This is a genomic window from Companilactobacillus mishanensis, assembly GCF_003946505.1.
Taxonomy (GTDB): Bacteria; Bacillota; Bacilli; order Lactobacillales; family Lactobacillaceae; genus Companilactobacillus; species Companilactobacillus mishanensis.
In genome coordinates this window covers 386,811-407,315 of the sequence record NZ_RHON01000001.1, presented here as the reverse complement: position 1 = coordinate 407,315, position 20,505 = coordinate 386,811, and the positions used below count along the sequence as shown (strand labels likewise).

At 36.2% G+C, this 20,505-nt stretch carries 20 protein-coding genes; 18 read left to right on the top strand and 2 right to left on the bottom strand.

Annotation, left to right across the window (positions count from 1 at the left end):
- Genes EKM63_RS01940 through recN form a run of 3 tightly spaced genes read left to right on the top strand, consistent with a single transcriptional unit; the run spans nt 1 to nt 3,392 of the window.
- Nucleotides 1-849: a polyprenyl synthetase family protein gene (locus EKM63_RS01940; protein ID WP_125703178.1), complete on the top strand. Its 849-nt coding sequence runs from the start codon at nt 1-3 to the stop codon at nt 847-849.
- Nucleotides 850-858: 9 nt separating this feature from the next.
- A complete protein-coding gene (locus EKM63_RS01935; RefSeq protein WP_125703176.1) occupies nt 859-1,686 on the top strand; it encodes a TlyA family RNA methyltransferase in 828 nt (275 codons plus the stop codon).
- Between the two features lie 8 nt (nt 1,687-1,694).
- Entirely contained in the window at nt 1,695-3,392 is a 1,698-nt protein-coding gene (gene recN / locus EKM63_RS01930) for a DNA repair protein RecN (protein WP_125703175.1), read from the top strand.
- Here recN and EKM63_RS01925 read toward each other — a convergent pair.
- On the bottom strand, nt 3,384-3,707 hold the full coding sequence (locus tag EKM63_RS01925; RefSeq protein ID WP_125703173.1) for a hypothetical protein: 324 nt from the start codon (nt 3,705-3,707) through the stop codon (nt 3,384-3,386). The two genes, recN and EKM63_RS01925, sit on opposite strands and share 9 nt — an antisense overlap.
- 177 nt (nt 3,708-3,884) lie before the next feature.
- On the opposite strand from EKM63_RS01925, the gene gmk reads away from it, so the two are divergent.
- From gmk to EKM63_RS01875, 10 genes are all read left to right on the top strand, one after another.
- Nucleotides 3,885-4,499 carry a guanylate kinase gene (gmk, locus tag EKM63_RS01920; protein WP_125703172.1) on the top strand — a complete coding sequence of 205 codons (615 nt, stop codon included), beginning with the start codon at nt 3,885-3,887 and terminating at the stop codon, nt 4,497-4,499.
- Nucleotide 4,500: 1 nt separating this feature from the next.
- Nucleotides 4,501-4,755, top strand: coding sequence for a DNA-directed RNA polymerase subunit omega (gene rpoZ / locus EKM63_RS01915; RefSeq protein WP_125703170.1), 255 nt, complete (start codon nt 4,501-4,503; stop codon nt 4,753-4,755).
- 84 nt (nt 4,756-4,839) lie between these two features.
- Nucleotides 4,840-7,254 (top strand): primosomal protein N', encoded by a 2,415-nt coding sequence (priA, locus tag EKM63_RS01910; protein ID WP_153494163.1) that lies wholly within the window; start codon nt 4,840-4,842, stop codon nt 7,252-7,254.
- A 14-nt stretch (nt 7,255-7,268) separates the two neighbouring features.
- On the top strand, nt 7,269-8,225 hold the full coding sequence (fmt, locus tag EKM63_RS01905) for a methionyl-tRNA formyltransferase (protein WP_125703163.1): 957 nt from the start codon (nt 7,269-7,271) through the stop codon (nt 8,223-8,225).
- On the top strand, nt 8,215-9,543 hold the full coding sequence (rsmB, locus tag EKM63_RS01900; protein ID WP_125703162.1) for a 16S rRNA (cytosine(967)-C(5))-methyltransferase RsmB: 1,329 nt from the start codon (nt 8,215-8,217) through the stop codon (nt 9,541-9,543). Before fmt ends, rsmB begins: the two co-directional genes overlap by 11 nt.
- Before the next feature lie 19 nt (nt 9,544-9,562).
- The gene (locus EKM63_RS01895; RefSeq protein WP_125703160.1) at nt 9,563-10,306 is read left to right on the top strand and encodes a Stp1/IreP family PP2C-type Ser/Thr phosphatase; all 744 of its coding nucleotides are present in this window, start codon (nt 9,563-9,565) and stop codon (nt 10,304-10,306) included.
- Nucleotides 10,307-12,271 (top strand): Stk1 family PASTA domain-containing Ser/Thr kinase, encoded by a 1,965-nt coding sequence (gene pknB / locus EKM63_RS01890; RefSeq protein ID WP_125703158.1) that lies wholly within the window; start codon nt 10,307-10,309, stop codon nt 12,269-12,271.
- Nucleotides 12,272-12,277: 6 nt separating this feature from the next.
- A complete protein-coding gene (gene rsgA, locus EKM63_RS01885; RefSeq protein ID WP_125703448.1) occupies nt 12,278-13,165 on the top strand; it encodes a ribosome small subunit-dependent GTPase A in 888 nt (295 codons plus the stop codon).
- A 12-nt stretch (nt 13,166-13,177) separates the two neighbouring features.
- A complete protein-coding gene (gene rpe, locus EKM63_RS01880) occupies nt 13,178-13,849 on the top strand; it encodes a ribulose-phosphate 3-epimerase (RefSeq protein WP_125703156.1) in 672 nt (223 codons plus the stop codon).
- Between the two features lie 5 nt (nt 13,850-13,854).
- Nucleotides 13,855-14,529 carry a thiamine diphosphokinase gene (locus EKM63_RS01875; RefSeq protein ID WP_125703154.1) on the top strand — a complete coding sequence of 225 codons (675 nt, stop codon included), beginning with the start codon at nt 13,855-13,857 and terminating at the stop codon, nt 14,527-14,529.
- Nucleotides 14,530-14,563: 34 nt separating this feature from the next.
- Here EKM63_RS01875 and rpmB read toward each other — a convergent pair whose 3' ends face one another.
- Nucleotides 14,564-14,749 carry a 50S ribosomal protein L28 gene (gene rpmB, locus EKM63_RS01870; RefSeq protein WP_048703405.1) on the bottom strand — a complete coding sequence of 62 codons (186 nt, stop codon included), beginning with the start codon at nt 14,747-14,749 and terminating at the stop codon, nt 14,564-14,566.
- 175 nt (nt 14,750-14,924) lie between these two features.
- Here rpmB and EKM63_RS01865 point away from each other — a divergent pair, with 175 nt between their 5' ends.
- The 5 genes from EKM63_RS01865 (at nt 14,925) to acpP (ending at nt 20,443) form a co-directional block, all read left to right on the top strand.
- Nucleotides 14,925-15,293 carry an Asp23/Gls24 family envelope stress response protein gene (locus EKM63_RS01865; protein WP_125703152.1) on the top strand — a complete coding sequence of 123 codons (369 nt, stop codon included), beginning with the start codon at nt 14,925-14,927 and terminating at the stop codon, nt 15,291-15,293.
- Nucleotides 15,294-15,317: 24 nt separating this feature from the next.
- Nucleotides 15,318-17,012: a DAK2 domain-containing protein gene (locus EKM63_RS01860; protein ID WP_125703150.1), complete on the top strand. Its 1,695-nt coding sequence runs from the start codon at nt 15,318-15,320 to the stop codon at nt 17,010-17,012.
- A 109-nt stretch (nt 17,013-17,121) separates the two neighbouring features.
- Nucleotides 17,122-19,161, top strand: a complete 2,040-nt coding sequence (gene recG / locus EKM63_RS01855) for an ATP-dependent DNA helicase RecG (RefSeq protein WP_125703148.1) — start codon at nt 17,122-17,124, stop codon at nt 19,159-19,161.
- 13 nt (nt 19,162-19,174) lie between these two features.
- Entirely contained in the window at nt 19,175-20,179 is a 1,005-nt protein-coding gene (plsX, locus tag EKM63_RS01850) for a phosphate acyltransferase PlsX (RefSeq protein WP_125703146.1), read from the top strand.
- Between the two features lie 21 nt (nt 20,180-20,200).
- On the top strand, nt 20,201-20,443 hold the full coding sequence (gene acpP, locus EKM63_RS01845) for an acyl carrier protein (protein WP_125703144.1): 243 nt from the start codon (nt 20,201-20,203) through the stop codon (nt 20,441-20,443).
- Nucleotides 20,444-20,505: the final 62 nt, after the last annotated feature.

The following is a 20,505-nucleotide window of genomic DNA, read 5'->3' as shown; positions in this document are numbered from 1 at the left end:
TTGGAAATTACCACATTTGATGAGTTTCATAAAAGAATATTGCCTGCTTTTGATCAATTTTTAACAGATAGGCTGACTACTGAAATTAAACAACCAACATTACGTGATGCGATGTTGTATTCTGTAAATTCAGGGGGTAAACGAGTTCGCCCAATGTTATTGCTGGCGACTGTCTATTCTTCTGGAGTTGCCGAGGCCGACCTTCCAAAATATTTTGAAGTTGCTGGTGCGATTGAGCTTATTCATACATATTCCTTGATTCACGATGATTTGCCTGAAATGGACAATGATGATTATCGTCGAGGGCAGTTAACAAGTCATAAGAAATTTGGTACTGGCCCAGCTGTACTAGCGGGTGATGGCCTATTGACCCATGCGTTTTATTGGTTAGCAAAATCTGAATTGGATACAAGTAAGCGAATGGCCGCAGTGAGGATTCTGTCTCATAATGCCGGCCCTATGGGTATGGTAGCCGGTCAGATGACTGATATTACCAAAGAAGATAAGCAATTAAATATTGATGAATTGACAACTTTACATAAACAAAAAACTGCAGATTTAATTACTGCAGCAATAACGATTGGTGCTTCTTGTGCAGATCACAGCCTTTCAAAGAATTTAGTTGAATATGCTGAAAAAGTTGGATTAGCATTTCAATTAAAGGATGATCTTGACGATGCGGATGATGGTGAAGATGTAGATAAGAATACTTTCCCTAATTTGATCGGTAAAAAAGAAACTGAAGAAAAACTGCGTAATTTAGTTAAAGATGCATTAAATGCTGTTTTACGAGAAGAAAAATTCGATAAAAAGTTATTGGTAAGCTTTTTAGATTATTTCAAGAAATAGGAGAATACTGTGGCAAAAGAACGTGTAGATGTTCTATTAGTAGAACAAAATTTATTTGAATCACGTGAACAGGCAAAGAGATCTGTTATGGCCGGTGAAGTCTATAATCAAGATAATCTTAGATTTGATAAACCTGGTGAAAAAGTTGATCCAGAAACAATTTTTCATGTTGTTGAGGGTGCACATAGTAAGTATGTCAGTCGTGGTGGTTATAAACTGGAGAAAGCAGTTGAGTCCTTTAACATTGATTTGACTGATAAAACATGTTTAGATATCGGATCATCGACAGGTGGATTTACAGATGTTGCCTTACAAAATGGTGCTAAAAAGGTCTATGCACTAGATGTTGGTTACAATCAATTAGCATGGAAGTTGCGAAAAGATGAACGAGTAATTGTAATGGAACGTGTAAACTTCCGATACAGTAAACCTGAAGATTTCCACGAAGGTTTGCCCGAATTTGCCATGACCGATGTATCTTTTATTTCTCTTGAATTAATATTGGGACCAATGTTCAATATCATTATTCCTGGAGCAGATGCAGTATGCTTGATCAAACCTCAATTTGAGGCTGGACCAGAGAATGTTGGAAAACACGGGATAGTTCGTGATCATAAAGTTCACGAGATGGTATTGAATAAAATATTGAATTTTGCAAAGGAGACCGGATTTATTGTTGAAGGATTGGATTTTTCACCCATCAAAGGTGGAGAAGGTAATATAGAATTTCTGATGCATATCCGCAAACCTTCAGAAGAGTCTGATGGAGCAATATTGAGTTCAGTTTCAATCGAAGATACAATGGCAGCAGCATATGCAAATTTGAATAAAAAATAGGTGACTCAATGTTAAAAAAATTGATCATAAATAATTTTGCAATCATTAGTCAATTACAGATGGATTTTAAAAATGGAATGTCCGCATTAACTGGTGAAACTGGTGCTGGTAAATCAATCATTATTGATGCATTAGGTTTATTAGTCGGAAGTCGATCATCGATCGACTTTGTTCGAACGGGCGAAAATAGTTTGAAAGTACAAGGATTATTTGAAGTTAATTCAAATAGTCCTATTTTCAATGTCTTGGATAGTTTTGGAATAAAACATGATGATAACCAAATAATAATCAAACGGGAGATCAACCGTAAAGGTAGAAACGTTTGTAGAGTTAATAATGAATTAGTGAAAACCAATGTACTTAAAGATCTAGGAAAATATTTGGTTGAGATTCATGGTCAAAATCAATCACAAGAGCTATTGGATGAAGATAACCACATAATAATTCTAGATAGATTTTCTAACGAAAAGGCACATAACCTATTAAATACCTATAGAGATAAATTCCATGAATTCCAAGATAAACGAGCGAGATTACGTGCCATTCAAAAGGATTCTCAAAATATCGTCCAGAGAATTGATATGTTGAAATTTCAAATCAGCGAAATTGATAGCGCAAATTTGACCAGTGGTGAAGATGACTCATTAGACGATGAGAAAAACCATTTAGCAAATTTTGAAAAAATCAGCAGTGCCCTACAGGCTAGTTATCAATTATTATCTGAGAACAATACTGGTGTAGTCGATGCTTTGGGAAATGTCCGAGATCAACTAGACGGCATTCAAGAGTATGATTCTGCATATCAAGAGTTGTATAACTCTATTAATGGTGCCTATTACCAGCTTCAGGATGACCTTACGACTATTTCTGATGAAATCGGTAGTCTGGACTTTGATGAAAATCGACTTGATGAAATTCAAAAAAGATTGATTGTGATCGATAATCTTAAAAAGAAATATGGTCCGTCATTAGATGAGGTCATTCAGTTTGGGATAGATGCTCATGATGAATTAGAAAAAATCAATATCGATGATACTTCGGAAGAACAATTAAAGGTGGAGTTGCAATCAATGCAGGCTGAGCTTTTAGAACTTGCCAAAGAGTTATCTGATGAAAGACATAAGACAGCCACTAAATTGTCTAAATCGATCAATCATGAGTTAAAAGATTTATATATGAAGAATGCAAAGTTTGACGTCGAGTTTAACAGTTTAGGTGATAACACTTTAAACGAAAACGGAATGGATGCAATTAGATTTAATCTGAAGACTAATGTTGGTGAAGACTTTAAACCGTTGGTTCGAGTTGCTTCGGGTGGTGAACTTTCACGTGTTATTTTGGCCTTTGAAGCAATCATTGCTGCCAAAATGAATGTTGAGACGATTGTTTTCGATGAAATAGATACCGGTGTCAGTGGTCGAGTTGCTCAAGCAATTGGTGATAAAATTTATCGTGTAGCGCAATCATTACAAGTTCTGTGTATTACACATTTACCTCAAGTTGCTGCTATGAGTGAGCAACAGTTCCAGATAGAAAAAAAGACCGCCCATGACAAGACTGAAACTGAAGTCTCATTATTGGACGATCACGAAAGAGTTGAAGCTATTTCATTAATGTTAGCAGGTACAAAAATTACCGACCTGACACGAGAGCATGCAAAGGAATTACTTGAATTAGCACAAGGTGAACAGGAGAAGTTAGATTAAATTAATTGATTTCAATTGATCTAATTCGACAATTTTGTAAAAGCCATCTGTGATTTTCATGATATATTTATTTTGATCAACAGCCTTTATTAGCTTGCCATGGTATTGCTCTTCGTTTAACATAGTTATTACGACCAAATATCTGTTTTCAAGACTTTGGTGAGCAAATAAACTTAATTGATTCATTGGCATTTGAATTAGTTGTGACATATCATTTTCACCGAATCTGATATCGAAGTTACGATCAATAAAATCTGTAGTAGAGTGGATCAAATTTTTAGCAAAATTATTATTTAAACGTGTTTGTAGTTGCATTTTTTACTTCCCCCGAACATTTGTTTGTATCACAAGTATACGAACTTCTGTTCGCATTAGCAACTTATTCTTAAGTTTTCTTAATTATTTTGTTTTGTTATGCTCGCAAACTCTTGAAAATAGACCAATTCTATTGCAAGATAGATAACAATATATATAGATAGTAGGGATAAGTTAATGTCAGCAAAAGGTATGTTAATAGTTTTGTCTGGCCCCTCAGGTGTTGGTAAAGGGACAGTTAGAAAAGCAATGTTGAATAAGTCTTCAATTAGATTCGACTATTCTGTTTCAATGACAACTCGTGAGATGCGTCCAGGTGAAGAAGATGGTGTAGATTATTATTTTCGCACGAACGAACAATTCGAGGATGAAATAAAAAATGGTGGTATGCTTGAGTATGCCAAGTATGTTGATCATTATTATGGAACACCATTGAAATACGTTAACGAGAAACTAGAAGCTGGTACTGATGTCCTGCTTGAAATCGAAGTCAACGGAGCTATGCAAGTTCGTGAGAAGATGCCTGATGGTGTTTATATCTTCCTAACACCACCTGACCTTCCTAGTTTGAGAAGACGAATTACACATCGTGGAACAGATGATGCAAAGACGATCGATAAGCGAATGGAACAAGCTAAAAAAGAAATCGAAATGATGTCAAACTATGATTATGCCGTAGTTAATGATAAAATACCTAACGCAGTCAAAAAAATTGAAGGTATAATAAGAAGTGAACACTTAAGAGTGCCACGTGTTATTGATAAATATAAAAAAATAATAGGAGAAGACTAATATGATAAGCTATCCATCAATTGATAAATTATTAGACAGAGTTGATTCGAGATACTCACTTGCTGTTTTAGCAGCCAAAAGAGCACATGAATTAGAAGCTGGGGATATTGAATTATTGAACCACTACGAATCACCAAGAACTATCGGAAAAGCATTTGAAGAAATTGCTGATGATAAAATTGAAATCGATCCAGATTCAATTCTTCTTGAAAAAGAAGCCGAAAAAGTTGAAGAAGAGAAAAAAGACGAAAATTAATTTGTTCCTTCACTGATTGTCAAAATGATAATTGTGAAGGTTTTTTTATTAGAAATAATATTTTGAGGTTAGGCAGGTGAAATCATGGCAGTAGCTGAAGTAATTGTTGATGTACCAACAATGCAAACGAATCGTCCTTTTGAATATGAAATACCAGATTCATTAGTTGAAGTCGTGATACCTGGAGTTCGAGTAGAAGTTGGTTTTGGTAAAGGTAAACGTAAAGTTCAAGGATTTGTAATGGAAGTCAGAGACCATAGTGACTTCACAGGTAAGTTGAAACCAATCGAGAGGGTAATTGATGTAAAACCAGTTCTATCTCAAGAAATGATCAAGTTGTCATATTGGTTGGCCGACACCACGTATGCGTTCCAAATCTCCTGTTTACAAACGATGTTACCAAATGTAATGCGCGCCAAATACAAACAATTTGTAGTTGCATCAGAAGGATTTGAAAACGATGCGGACGTAAAGAAGTTATTAGACAACCAATTAACCTTGGAAATCACCAAAGACACCGAAGAACAAACTCTGAGAAAAATTGCAAAATTGAAGCGTGCTCATAAAATAGATATTGAATATGTGGTGGAAAATCAAGCTAATTCATTAACTAGACAAGTAATAACGACCGATTTAAATACTGATCAACTACTTGAAGCCAAAGACAAATTACGTAGTAACGCCAAGGCTCAACATAACCTTGTTGATTTTTTGTTGTCTCATCATGATGATTTACCAATTGAAGTAAGCAATCTGGAAAATCAATTTAAAATCACAAGAGCCACACTCAAGACAGCTGAAAAAAATAATTTATTGAAGTTTATTGAGATAACTAAACGACGTAAACCAGTTGGGATAAACCCTGAAAGAACAAGTAACTTAGAATTAACCGAAGAACAATCTACTGCCGTAAAGGATATAAGTGACTCAATTGTTGATGATAAATCTGATACCTTTCTGATAGAAGGAGTCACTGGAAGTGGAAAGACTGAAGTTTATCTCCAATCTATCCAGAAAGCCTTAGAACAAGGAAAAACGGCATTAATGTTGGTTCCAGAAATATCTTTAACTCCGCAAATGGTCAATCGAGTTATTGGTAGATTTGGAGATCAGGTGGCGGTTTTGCACAGTGGTCTGTCGAGTGGTGAAAGATACGATGAATGGTCACGAATTGAAAATGGTAGTGTCAAAGTTGTCGTCGGTGCCAGAAGTGCAGTGTTTGCTCCACTTGATAATATTGGCTTGATAATCATCGATGAAGAACATGAGGCAAGTTATAAGCAAGATGACAATCCTAGATATCATGCTAGGGATGTCGCAAAATGGCGTTCAGACTATAATAATTGTCCATTAGTATTGGGAAGTGCAACACCTAGTTTGGAATCTAGAGCTCGTGCTCAAAAAGGTGTTTATAAGCTGATCAATATGACTAAACGTATCAATAATCATGCTTTGCCACATGTTCAAATCGTTGATATGCGTAATGCTGAAAATTCTGCTGTAAAAGGCGATTTTTCACCATTATTGCAAGATAATTTGTGGCGTGTTTTGAAACGAAAAGAACAGGCGATAGTTTTGCTTAATCGTCGAGGCTATTCATCATTCTTGATGTGCCGTGAATGTGGTTTTGTTCTGAAGTGTCCCAATTGTGATGTATCTTTGACTTACCACAAAAACTTGGGAAAAATGAAGTGTCATTATTGTGGTCACGAAGAAAATGTTCCTCATATCTGTCCTAACTGTAAGAGTAAGAAAATCGGTTTTTATGGAACCGGAACAGAGAATATCGAGAAACAGTTAAATGAAATTTATCCAGATGCAAGAGTTTTGAGAATGGATGTCGATACGACTCGTAGGAAAGGTTCTCATGCTGCCTTAATTGAAAAATTTAGTAAGCATGAGGCCGACATTTTGTTAGGTACACAGATGATTGCCAAAGGATTAGATTTTCCAAATGTTACTTTAGTAGGGGTAATAAATGCTGATACGACTTTGAGTATTTCTGACTATCGTGCCAGTGAGCGTACATTCCAATTATTGACGCAAGTAAGTGGTCGTGCTGGACGTGCTGAAAAAGAAGGTCACGTTATAATTCAAACTTATAATCCAGATCACTATGCTATTAAGGATGCCGCGATGCAGGATTATGAGACCTTTTATAAACAAGAGATGTATTTACGACATCAGTCCGGATATACACCATATTATTTCACGACCTTGATCAGTGTTTCTCATCAAATTGAGAGTCAGGCATTGAAACAAAGTTTTTGGCTGAAAAAACAGTTACAGACAGCATTATCAGATAAAGCAATCTTGCTTGGACCTAGTCCAACTATGATAGCTAGAAAACAGAATAAATATTTTTATCAAATTATTGTAAAATATAAGCATGAACCAAAATTACACGAAAAATTAATGGAAATATTAAATGATACACAAGGGGAAGCCAGACGTGGTTTTTCCATTGCGATCGATAATGAACCACAACACATTGACTAAGTGAGGTATGTTAAATGACAAGTGTGATATTTTTAGGAACTCCAGATTTCTCTGCAACTGTTCTCCAAGGTTTATTGGATGCCAAATACGATATTCAAGCAGTTGTAACTCAACCAGATAAGCCAGTTGGTAGAAAGCAAAAATTGCAAGCAAGCCCTGTAAAAGAGCTGGCAGAACAAAATGGTCTCAAAATTTATCAACCAGCAAAATTGCCTGGCAGTGAAGAGGTCAGCGAATTAAAAGCTTTGAATGTCGATTTGATAATAACTGCTGCATATGGACAGTTCCTACCAAATTCATTTCTGGAATCTGCCAAAGTTGCTGCTATCAACGTCCATGGATCATTGTTACCCAAATATCGTGGTGGCGCACCTATCCAATGGTCATTACTCAACGGTGACAAGGAGACTGGTATCACAATAATGTACATGGTCAAAGCTATGGATGCTGGTAATATTATTAGTTCTGCAAAGTTACCGATCGAAGCTGATGACGATAATGGCAGTTTATTTGAAAAGTTAGCCGTTATCGGTCGGGATTTATTATTGAAGACAATTCCAGATATTTTAGATGGAACATCAGATTCTATTGAACAAGATGAAAATGAAGTTGTGTTTTCACCAAACATTTCAAAAGAACAAGAGCATCTTGATTTCAGTCAATCAGCCGAACAAATTTTTAATCATATCAGAGCATTGAGTCCCGAACCTGGAGCTTGGGTCAATATAGATGGTCAAAGAACCAAAATATACAAATCGGCTGTTGAAAATATCGATACAGATTTAAAAGCTGGGACAGTTTTTGAAATCACAAAAAAGAAATTAGTTATAGTTGCAGGGGATGGAAATGGCGTCTCTATCAAAAAAATTCAACCTGCTGGTAAGAAAGTAATGGACGTAGCAAATTATATAAATGGAACTGGTAAAAATTTAGAAGAAGGACAAGTTGTGGTCAACATAAATGAAAGATAATCCAAGAGCATTAGCCGTCGAAGCACTGACAAGAATTTTGAAGAATAAAGCATATTCAAATATTGAAATCAATAATATTTTAAAGAGAAGTGACGTATCAAACGTTGATTCTAGATTGATGACGAATATTGTATATGGGGTATTGCAACATAAAATGATTCTCGAATATCAATTAGAACCATACATTGCTGGCAAGAAAGTTGAAGATTGGGTAAATATTCTTTTGCTGACAGCGATTTATCAGATTCAATATCTGGATAAAGTTCCTGAACATGCTATTTTCAATGAATCTGTCGAAATTGCTAAAGCAAACGGTAAAAATGATGGATTAGGTAATTTTGTCACAGCGGTTTTGAGAAATTATCAGCGACATGGTTTTAGAGATCTACCAAAGGGAAATTCAGAGCACTCAATGAGTATTCGTTACAGTACACCACAATGGCTTGTTGAACTTATGGTCAAACAACAAGGTGTTCATAAGACAAAAAGCATCTTGCAATCGATCAACCAACCATCGCATATTTCTATTAGAGTCAACACTAATAAAATCACTCCTGAAGAATTGACTGCTAGATTGGCAGAATCTGGATTTGAAATGAAACCAAGTCAGATTTCTTCAGTTGGATTGACTTGTCCAAGTGGTAACTTGATCGAAACAGATGAATTTCGTGAAGGCTTGTTTACGATCCAAGATGAAAGTTCAATGATGGTCGCTCCAGCATTAGATTTACAGGATGGAGACCAAGTATTGGATAGTTGTGCCGCACCTGGTGGTAAGACGACGCATATCGCTAGTCTTTTGACAAACGGATCAGTAATGGCGTTAGATATTCACAAACCTAAAACTAAACTAATACAAGAAAATAGCCATAGACTGGGTTATGAGGATATAATAAGAACTAAGGCATTAGATGCCAGAAAAGCTAAGGATCAATTTGCCCCAGAGAGTTTCGACAAAATTTTGGTTGATGCTCCATGTTCAGGATTAGGATTGATTCGTCGTAAGCCAGAGCTACGTTATTTCAGACAACCAGAAGATTTATTGAATCTACAAAAAATTCAATTACAAATTTTGGATAGTTTGAAGGACTTAGTAAAGGTCAATGGCATGTTAGTGTTCAGTACATGCACCTTTGATGCTGAAGAAAATGAAGATGTAGTTATGAAGTTTTTAGCTGATCATGATAATTATGAAGTTGTTCCAGTTAAACATGAAAATGTTCTGGACAAGAATGTTCATGACGGCGTATTAAAATTATTACCAGATGATTATTTCACAGACGGTTTTTTTGTAGCCGCCTTTAGACGAAAAAAATAATGAGGTAAGGTCAAAACAAATGGATTATGCATTGCTGACTGATGTTGGGAAACTTAGAGAAAATAATCAAGATTATGTAAATGTCTTTAAGAATAAAAAAGGCATTATATTTGGTATTGTCGCAGACGGTATGGGTGGCCACAGAGGTGGAGATGTTGCATCTGATATGGCTGTTTCACATTTGGGACATACATTTGAGGAGACAGATATTTCAGACTTAGATGACCTCCGCGAATGGGTCATCAAGGAAATTAGTAAAGAAAACGATCGTATAATCTCAGTTTCCAATCAATTCGATGATTTGAGTGGTATGGGTACAACGATGGTCGGAGTTTTCTTTGTAGAAAAAACAATGATGGTCGTAAACGTTGGAGATTCTCGTTGCTATCGTTATTACAACGGAGAACTTGAACAACTTAGTGTTGATCATTCATTGGTTCACGAATTGCTTGAGACAGGGCAGATCAGTCCTGAAGAAGCAGAAAACCATCCTCAGAAGAATATCATTACTCAAACACTGGGCGTTTCACAGACCGTTCAGCCTCGGATCAAAAATTTCGATGATGTAGATGATTCGATAATTTTGTTATGTACCGATGGTTTAACAAATATGGTCACAGAAGCTGAAATCAAAAGTGTTCTTTCTCAAAAGCTAAGTCTTGACGCAAAATGCCATCTATTGATCGAAAAAGCAAATCAGGCCGGTGGCCGTGATAATATTACGGCTCTACTTTTTACCTCGGAAGACGGGGGTAACAAGTAGATGGATAAAGGTTACCTAGTTGGAGGACGCTATGAGATTATTAGAACTCTTGGCGAAGGTGGTATGGCCAATGTTTATTTAGCCAACGACACTAAAACAAATCAAAAGGTAGCCGTTAAAGCTTTACGTTATGATTTACAGGATGATGAATCAGTTAAACGTAGATTTGAGCGTGAAGCCAAGGCTACAGGAACATTGTCACATCCAAATATTGTCAATATATTGGATGTTGTTAATGATCATGGAAATCAGTACATTATCATTGAATATGTCAGTGGACCTAATTTAAAAAAATATATAAGAAATAATTTTCCAATTCCTTATCATGAGGTTGTCGCAATCATGCAGCAGATCTGTTCCGCAGTATCTGAAGCACATGCGCATGGAATTATTCATCGTGATTTAAAGCCTGAAAATATTTTAGTTGATGATTCAAAAGATCCAATTCAGGTGAAGGTTTCTGACTTCGGAATAGCTCTAGCTCTTAGTGACCGTTCTATCACGAGAACCAATTCACTTTTAGGCTCAGTACATTACATGTCACCTGAACAGATTCGTGGAGGATCAGCTACTGAACTTTCTGATATTTATGCGCTGGGAATTATCTTGTTTGAACTTTTGGCTAAGACTGTGCCTTTTAAGGGAGATACAGCTGTCTCAGTTGCTTTGAAGCATTCTAAGGAAGATGTCCCTGATTTACAGAAAATTGATTCTAACATACCTACAGCCTTAGAAAACGTAGTACTGAAAGCAACTGCAAAGGATCCAAAACAAAGATATCAATCTGTCAGTCAGATGTACGACGATTTGAATACTTGTTTGTTGCCAGAACGTGCCGGTGAAGCAAAATTTGTACCGATAGTTCATGATGATCTAGGCGCTACAAAGGTTATGCCACCAATATTCTCTATTGATCCTGATAAAAAGGATACCAACCACGAAGAATCAAAAGGTAAAGATAATAAACGTAGGAATATAATTATTGCGTCTGTTATTGCAGCGTTATTGATTATTTTCATGATTTTCTTAGGCGTTAAAGGCAATAGAGAAACTACTGTTCCCGATTTGAGTAATTTGACCTTGAAGCAAGCTAAAGTAATGCTAAAAGGTTCGAATCTTCAAGTTGGAAATATTTCAAAAGAAAATGATGATGATGTTGAAGCTGGACATGTTATTCGTTCAATTCCAACCAAGGGATTAAAGCTCAAAAATAGTGCAAGGGTCAATTTAGTTGTTAGTCTTGGTGCAACGTATTACACCATGCCTAACTTGGTAGGTAAGAATTACTCAGACGTTTCCGATAATTTGAAGAAACGTGGATTTACGGTCAAGTTAAAGTATTCTTCAAACAATAACTATACTGCCGGAACTATTTTGAAACAGAGTGTTCAAAAAGGTGAAAAAGTTGTTGCTAAGAAACAGACTTTGACGCTTACTTTGGCCAAAGCTTCTAGTGCTAAAAAGAAAAAGGTTATTCATGTTCGAGATTTAACTGGTTACAATTTGAAGAGTATTCAAGACTATGCTAATGAGATCGATGTTGAACTGGATGTTAATTATGCTTATTCAAGTTCTGTTGCTGAAGGTCTATTGATCAGCCAGAGTCCAGAAGCAAATAGTGTTATTTCATCTGGCGGAACATTGTCAGTAACAATTTCTAAAGGAACTGATCCATCCGATAATGATGGCTCAGATAAAGACAAAGATAATAATAATTCTGGGAATACTAAGACTTTGTCCAGGTCGATCACGATACCATATAAAGATGACGGCACTGGAAGTCCTAATAAGGTCACAGTTTACCTCGGAGATTCATCACATAGCATTTCAACACCTTATAGAACTATGAGTATTACGCAAGACACGCCATTAATATTGAGCTTTAATGTAAAAGATGGTCAAACTGGGAACTACACAGTGGAGCGAGATAACTCGACGATACTTAGTGGTTCAGTGAGTGGGTAGTAAATGATTAGAGAAGGAAAAATTATCAAGTCGATAAGTGGATTTTACGATGTTCTTGATAGTGAAAGTGACGAGTTAGTTCGTACGCGAGCTAGAGGGAATTTTCGTAAACGAGGGATAAAGCCAATTGTCGGCGATATGGTTTCATACGAGGCTAGTGGAGATCTAGGCTATATCATGGAACTCTTACCACGGACCAATAGTTTAGTTCGCCCTCCGATAGCAAATATCGACCAAGCGATTGTTGTAACTTCAGCAATAGAGCCTAAATTTTCTAGTAATCTGTTAGATAAAATTTTGGTCAATATTGAGCATAATGATATTAAACCGGTTATCTATTTGACGAAAGGTGACTTGATCAGTGAAGACGAATATCAGAATTTGATTAAAGCACTTTCTGGTTATCATGAGGCTGATTATGAGATATTTGAAGATAAAGATAGTTATAATGATGCGCAGGTAAAACGACTTGAGGCACTTTTTACTGATAAAGTTACTGTCTTTACCGGACAGTCTGGTGCTGGAAAATCTACTCTGTTAAATCACATCAATCCTGAATTATCTATCGCAACAGCTCCAATATCTCAAACTTTAAATCGTGGTAAGCACACTACCAGACAAGTTTCACTGTTTGAGATTGCTGGTGGATTGGTTGCTGATACACCAGGATTTTCATCACTAGAATTAATTGAGATCGACAAAGAGGAACTACCTAATTTATTTCCTGAATTTGTTAAATTCAGCGCTGATTGTCAGTTCAGAGGCTGCCAACATGTAAATGAACCAGGTTGTAAGGTCAAAGAAATGGTCGAATCTGGTACAATTATGAGAAGTCGCTATGACAATTATTTATATTTTCTAAATGAAATAAATTCTTACAAGAAGAGATACTGAGGGGGAAAACCTATGACAAAGAAAATCGCTCCATCAATACTTGCAGCTGACATTATGAACTTGGAACACGACGTAAAAATGGCAGAAAAAGCCGGTGCAGATTTATTCCACATCGACATTATGGACGGACATTTTGTTCCAAACATGTCTTTTAGTCCTAGTGTTATTGAAGGGATGAAACGAGTAACTGACAAACCACTTGATGTTCATATGATGATCGACAATCCTGATCAATACATCAAGCCAGTCGTTGATGCTGGTGCAGATACTGTTTTGATCCATACAGAAAGCACAAATCACATTTATAGATCTATTGAATTAGTTAAAAGTTTAGGCGCCAAAGCAGGGGTCGTTGTTAATCCTGGAACTCCTTTGGAAAACGTTAAAGAGCTTTTCCCAATAATTGATCAAATTTTGGTAATGACAGTCAATCCAGGCTTTGGTGGACAAAGTTTCCTTCCAGGTATGCTTAGAAAAATTCAAAGATTAGATCAATTAAGACAAACTTCAGCAGCAGATGATTTTGAAATTGAAGTTGATGGTGGTATAAATGCTGGAACTATCAAACAGTGTTCTGATGCTGGTGCAGATATTTTTGTAGCAGGCTCATATTTATTTAATGGTGAAAGTGAAGCCGAGTTTGCTGAAAAGGTAGATAAATTAAGACAAAGTGCGGCAGAGTAATTAATATGAAACGAATAAATATTCTTTTAGGTGGTCCAACAAGTGAATATCCAAATGAATTGCTGAATAATGCAGCCTCCATTCCTGGTGAATGGGTAGGGGCAGATCGTGGCAATTTATATCTTATTTCACACGGTGTGATGCCAAAAATGGCCATTGGTGATTTTGATTCGATTAATAAAAAAGAACAAAAATTGCTAAAAGAGAATATTCCTTGTTTCAAAAAATTTCCACCTGAGAAAGACGATACTGATTCAGAACTAACCATATTAGCAGCTCATGAAAAGTTTGATGCTGATGAATATTATATTTATGGAGCAACAGGTGGTAGGATAGATCATTTCTTAGTGAACCTATTTCTTCCATTTGATAAAAGATTTCAAACTTTTTATGACAAAATGTATTTTAAATCTGAGACAAATACAGTCCGGTTCTTTAGGCCAGGTAGCTATACCATCTATCATGAAAATAAAATGAAATACGTTGGTTTTGTTAATCTTGGACCTGTTACAGGCTTGAATTTGGTTGACGCTAAATATCAACTAAAGGATTTTAGTTCAAATCATCCAATCAGTTGGGCCAGTAATGAGTTTGTTAACTCAACGATTGATTTTAACTTTGAGAGTGGCGTAATTGCTGTTATTCAAAGTCGAGATAAGAAGGCATTAAAAAAAGACTAACAATTAATTGTTAGTCTTTTTTTAAATGATTAGATTATACACGAGTAACTTTTCCTGATTTCAAAGCTCTTGCTGAAACCCAAACGCGTTTAGGTTTACCATCAACTAAAATACGAACTTTTTGCAAATTTGGCTTCCAAGAACGTTTTGATTGATTGAGAGCATGTGAACGTTTGTTACCGAACACAGTCTTACGGCCTGTAATAATATCTTTTGCCATGGGACCGACCTCCTTTGGCTACATGTTTTCTTTAAAATATCACCTGACTAATTTACCATAATGAAAGTTCTAAATCAATAGTCGAATTATATTGGGCGAAAATCTTTCAATAAAAATGTTGCTATGATAGAATTTTAATGTTTATAGTACATTGATCCAGATAGGAGGATCCATAATGGCAATTACAATAAAAACAAAGCATGGCGAAATTGATGTATCAAATAATACTGTTGCAACTATCGTTGGTGGCGCTGCTGCTGACATATACGGTATTGTTGGTATGGCAAGCAAGAATCAATTGCGTGATGGCATGAACACGATCTTGAATCGTGAAGATTTTTCACGAGGTGTCGTTATTCATCAAGAAGATGAAAAACTTGCCGTTGATGTCTATATCATTGTCGGATATGGTATTAAAATATCCGAAGTAGCAAAAAACTTAAAAGAAAAAGTTAAATATAATCTAGAAACAATGCTTGGAACACCAGCTGGCACTGTGAATGTTTATGTACAGGGAATTAAAGTTTTAGATGATATTAAATAGGAATTGCTGGTTGGAGGAGAAATTTTGAGTATAGAACGTATTACTAAGAAAGAATTTTCTGATATGGTCCGCGTGGCGTCACATCGCCTGGAAAAAAATGCAAAATTCGTAAATTCACTCAACGTGTTCCCTGTTCCTGATGGGGATACTGGTACAAATATGAGTTTGACCGTTCAAAGCGGTTTTAAGGCCGTTAATGAATCAGAGTCGGAATCTGTAGGGGTTTTAGGTAAAGCTTTGGCTAAGGGCCTATTAATGGGTGCCAGAGGTAATTCTGGTGTTATCACTTCTCAATTGTTCAGAGGATTTTCAAAAAGTATTGAATCTAAGGAAGAATTGTCTGCATTAGATCTTGCGAAAGCATTTGATGACGGTGTTAAAACTGCATATAAAGCAGTTATGAAACCAGTCGAAGGAACAATCCTTACAGTTGCTAGATTCGGTTCTGAAGCTGGTATGAAAGCTGTTAAGAGTAGTACCGATGTAGCTGAATTGATGCAAGCTGTTGTTGATGGTGCCAAAGTCGGATTAGAAAAGACACCATCATTACTACCAGTTTTAAAAGAAGTTGGAGTTGTTGATTCTGGTGGCCAAGGTCTTGTATTTATATATGAAGGATTCTTGGAAGGATTGACTGGCGTAGCTTCTCCAGCGGGTGAGGAACATACACCTGATGAAACTGAAATGGATGAAATGGTGAATGCAACTCATCATCAATCTGTTCAAGGTCAATTTACTTCAGAAGACATCAAGAACGGTTACTGTACCGAAATGATGGTTGAATTAGGCAAAGATGCAACGAGTGATGAAACATTTGATAATGACAAGATGAGAGACTATTTAAGTAAAATTGGTGACTCATTGATTGTTGTATCCGATGATGAGGTCGTTAAGGTCCATGTTCATACGAATTATCCTCGAAAAGTTTGGGAAGAGGGCCGCAAATTTGGTTCCCTTGTCAAAGTAAAAATTGATAACATGCGTATTCAACATGAAACAATTGTTGATGATGATGAAGAAACTTCCGTCAATAATTTGCCAAAAGCTGATCCACAAAAGCCTGTTGATTATGCGGTAATTGCCGTGTCGTCTGGAGATGGATTATCGACATTGTTCCAAAGCCTTGGAGTAACAAACATCATTAGTGGTGGACAAACAATGAATCCTTCAACAAATGATATCGTTGATGCTATCAAGTCTTCAAACGCTAAACGTGCTATTGTATTGCCAAACAACGGTAATATCATAATGGCAGCAAAACAGGCAGCTGGTTTAGTAGACATTCCAGTAGCTATTGTTGGGACTAAGACCATTTCTCAAGGGATGACTGCTATGTTGTCATTTAATCCTGAGTCTGATATTGATGAGAACAAAGAAAATATGGAAGATTCTCTAGATACAGTTAAGAGTGGTCAAGTTACTCAAGCAATTCGTGATACTGAAATTGATGGTTTGAAGATCACAAAGGGTCACTTCATGGGAATCGTTGACGGTAAGATTACTGTTGATGATGAAAACATTCTTCAAGCAACTGAAAAAATGCTTGATAAAATGATCGATGAAGATAGTGAAGCTATTACTATTTTGGTTGGTAAAGATGGTAATCAAAACGATGCACAAAAGATTTCTGATTATCTCTCAGATAATTATGAAGACTTAGAGACAGAAGTACATCAAGGTGATCAACCAGTATATCCATACTTGATCGCAGTAGAATAAAATTATTTCAAAAATAGCCAATATCTAAAATGGGATATTGGCTATTTTAAATTTATCGGTGTTAAAATTATATTTATAAACTTTTATTATTCTGAATGAGGAGGGGAAAATGAATTTACAAAACATCGAAGTTTCGACATTACCAGGTGTAGGACCAAAACGTTTGCAAGCAATTAAATCTCTTGGAATCAAGAGCATTTATGATTTACTATTTTATTTTCCTTTTCGATACGAGGATATGGAAGTAAAGAGTCTAGATGAAGCCGTTGATCAGGAAAAGATACTGTTAAAAGGTGTCGTTGCTAGCGATCCTGTTGTCGCTCATTTTGGATATAGAAAAAACCGATTGAATGTCCGTATACTGGTTGAAAATGAATCTATTATGATCACTTTTTTCAATCAACCTTGGCTAAAGGATAAATTTGAAACTGGTAACGAAGTTGCGGTTTATGGAAAGTGGAATGAGACCAGACGAGCATTGACTGGAATCAAAGTTATTGGAGACTCTCATTCTGAAGGTTCAATTGATTCAGTATATTCGGTCAACAAAAATATTCATCAAAAGACTTTAGTTAATTTGATAAAACAAGCTTTTGATAAGTATCAGGATGACATTCAGACAGTCATTCCGAGTGAGATTCGTGAGAAATATGAACTGTTAGATGATCAAAAAATAGTTAAAGGGATGCATTTTCCAGACAGTGAATCAGAAAGTGAAACTGCCAGGCGTAGTGCTAAATTTCGAGAATTTTTCTTATTTGAATGTGGGATCCAGAGTATTAAAGCTCGAGACAGGCAAGATGGTGACGGAATAGAAGAGAAATACGATCAGAGTTTTGTTGATCAGTTTTTATCGACTCTTCCGTTTAAATTAACAGATTCCCAAAGCAAAGTTGTCGACGAGATTTTGGCGGATATGAAATCTAGTCATCATATGAATCGATTACTGCAAGGGGATGTTGGTTCTGGTAAAACAGTTGTGGCTGTAATCGCAATGTTAGCTTCTGTCACTGCAGGTTATCAGGCGGCTATTATGGCGCCGACTGAAATTCTTGCTCAGCAACATTTTGACAAAATAAGTAAGTTATTGACCCCATTAAAATTAAAAGTTGGGATCCTTACTGGGTCGCAGACAAAAAAAGAGCACGATACGATTGCTGGAAATATAGCTAATGGCCAGATCAACGTTATTGTCGGTACGCATGCCTTGATCCAAGATAGCGTTTCGTTCAAAAATTTAGGTTTTATCGTCATCGACGAACAACATAGATTCGGTGTAAATCAGCGTAAAGCTTTGCGTGAAAAGGGAAATAACCCTGATGTTTTAGCAATGACGGCTACTCCGATCCCAAGAACTTTGGCAATCACGACATATGGTGATATGGATGTCTCTCGAATAGACGAGTTGCCTGCTGGTCGGAAGGCCATTGAAACTTATTGGATCCGCAGTCAAAAAATTGAGCAGATGTATAAGTTTGTTCAGAAGCAATTACAAGATGATGCACAAGTATATGTGGTCACGCCATTGATAAGTGAATCTGAGAAAATTGATTTGAAAAATGCTGAATTGATTTTTGATAAATTTAATGAGTTATATGCACCTAAATATCATATTGGTCTTCTTCATGGTCAGATGCCAAATGATGAAAAAGAAAGTGTTATGGATGAGTTTAGTAGTCATAAAATTGATGTTTTAGTTTCGACAACAGTTATCGAAGTTGGTGTCGATGTCCCCAATGCGACTGTAATGGTAATCTATGATGCCAACCGATTCGGTTTGTCACAGTTGCATCAGTTGCGTGGTCGAGTTGGTCGTGGGGATAAACAATCGTATTGTATTTTGATTGCTGACCCTAAAAACGATATTGCATTGGAAAGAATGAAAATCCTGACTTCAACTACTGACGGATTCGTTCTGGCAGAGGAAGATTTGAAGATGAGAGGATCTGGTGATCTCTTAGGTAATAAGCAATCTGGACTACCTGACTTTAAAGTTGGGAATCCCATTACTGATATCAATATTTTGGAAACAGCCCAAATAGAAGCTGAACAAATATTTAAGGATTCAAATCAACTGGAAAAACCAGAAAACAAAGTGTTAAAATCTTTCTTGAGTGCTGAATTTGAGCAAATAAATAATTTCGATTAGTGAGGAATAATAAATGAAAATAGCTGTAGATGCAATGGGTGGAGACAATGCGCCTCAAGTTGTTGTTGAGGGTATTGAAAAAGCTCGTGACGAATGGTCCGACTTGGAGTTCGTCCTTTACGGTGATGAGGAACAAATCAAGAAGTATTTGAAAGATTCAAAGAATATAACGATTGTTCATACTGATGAAGAAATCTTGGGAACTGATGAGCCTGTTAAAGCAATCAGATCTAAGAAAAATTCATCAATGGTTCGTGCAGCCAAGTCCGTTAAAGATGGTGAAACTGATGCATTATTTTCACTTGGAAATACTGGTGCATTACTTGCTGCAGGTATCTTCATTGTTGGTCGTATCAAACAGGTTGATCGTCCAGCATTAATGCCAACCTTGCCAGTCACAAATTCACCACTAGGTGTTAACATTTTAGACGTTGGAGCAAATGCTGAAGCAAAAGCAACATACTTGCAACAATGGGCAGTAATGGGCTCAATCTACGCAACAGATGTTAAACAAATAAAAGAACCTAGAGTTGCATTGTTGAATAATGGTACTGAAGAAGACAAAGGCGATACTCTTCATAAAGAAGCTTTTGACCTATTAAAGAATACTGAAGAAATCAATTTTATTGGAAATGTTGAATCAGGGGACTTACTAGCTGGAGTTGCCGACGTAATCGTTACTGACGGATTTACCGGAAACGCAGCCTTGAAAGCTACTGAAGGTACCGCTACAATTCTGTTGAAAGAATTAAAAAAGGCCTTGATGGATAACGGTATTTTTACTAAACTAGGTGCCGCCATCGTTGCACCGTCACTAAAGGGTATAAAAGATATGTTTGATACTTCCAGAGCTGGTGGGGCCGTGTTATTGGGTCTCAAATCGCCTGTTATCAAAGCCCATGGTGCAGCCAATGTTGAAACAATTTTCTACACAGTTAAGCAAATTTATGATATGTTGCTTAACGACACAGTAAATAAGGCAAATACTTATTTTGAAAAAATGAATAAAGAAAAGTAATATATTTGAGGAGAAGAACCTATGAGTGAACAAGAAATTTTTGATAAAATCACTGCTTTATTAGCAGATAAATTTGAAGTTGATAAAGCTACAATCAAAAAGGAAACTTCATTTACTAAAGATTTGGACGCTGATTCAATTGACTTGGTAGAATTTGTGCTTGAACTTGAAGAAGAATTTGGCGCAGAAATTCCTGATGAAGATGCAGAAAAGATTTTAACAGTCGGAGATGCTGTAACTTACATCAGTAATCATACAAAATAAGGCCATTGGTCTTATTTTTTTTGGCTAATCAATTATTTACAGGTAAAATTTAGTATAATGAT

Excerpts from the sequence above, each read along its gene's own strand:
- recN (WP_125703175.1), top strand. The coding sequence starts at position 1,695 with ATGTTAAAAAAATTGATCATAAATAATTTTGCAATCATTAGTCAATTA.
- EKM63_RS01925 (WP_125703173.1), bottom strand. The coding sequence starts at position 3,707 with ATGCAACTACAAACACGTTTAAATAATAATTTTGCTAAAAATTTGATC.
- gmk (WP_125703172.1), top strand. The coding sequence starts at position 3,885 with ATGTCAGCAAAAGGTATGTTAATAGTTTTGTCTGGCCCCTCAGGTGTT.
- rpoZ (WP_125703170.1), top strand. The coding sequence starts at position 4,501 with ATGATAAGCTATCCATCAATTGATAAATTATTAGACAGAGTTGATTCG.
- priA (WP_153494163.1), top strand. The coding sequence starts at position 4,840 with ATGGCAGTAGCTGAAGTAATTGTTGATGTACCAACAATGCAAACGAAT.
- fmt (WP_125703163.1), top strand. The coding sequence starts at position 7,269 with ATGACAAGTGTGATATTTTTAGGAACTCCAGATTTCTCTGCAACTGTT.
- rsmB (WP_125703162.1), top strand. The coding sequence starts at position 8,215 with ATGAAAGATAATCCAAGAGCATTAGCCGTCGAAGCACTGACAAGAATT.
- EKM63_RS01895 (WP_125703160.1), top strand. The coding sequence starts at position 9,563 with ATGGATTATGCATTGCTGACTGATGTTGGGAAACTTAGAGAAAATAAT.
- pknB (WP_125703158.1), top strand. The coding sequence starts at position 10,307 with ATGGATAAAGGTTACCTAGTTGGAGGACGCTATGAGATTATTAGAACT.
- rpe (WP_125703156.1), top strand. The coding sequence starts at position 13,178 with ATGACAAAGAAAATCGCTCCATCAATACTTGCAGCTGACATTATGAAC.
- EKM63_RS01875 (WP_125703154.1), top strand. The coding sequence starts at position 13,855 with ATGAAACGAATAAATATTCTTTTAGGTGGTCCAACAAGTGAATATCCA.
- rpmB (WP_048703405.1), bottom strand. The coding sequence starts at position 14,749 with ATGGCAAAAGATATTATTACAGGCCGTAAGACTGTGTTCGGTAACAAA.
- EKM63_RS01865 (WP_125703152.1), top strand. The coding sequence starts at position 14,925 with ATGGCAATTACAATAAAAACAAAGCATGGCGAAATTGATGTATCAAAT.
- recG (WP_125703148.1), top strand. The coding sequence starts at position 17,122 with ATGAATTTACAAAACATCGAAGTTTCGACATTACCAGGTGTAGGACCA.
- plsX (WP_125703146.1), top strand. The coding sequence starts at position 19,175 with ATGAAAATAGCTGTAGATGCAATGGGTGGAGACAATGCGCCTCAAGTT.
- acpP (WP_125703144.1), top strand. The coding sequence starts at position 20,201 with ATGAGTGAACAAGAAATTTTTGATAAAATCACTGCTTTATTAGCAGAT.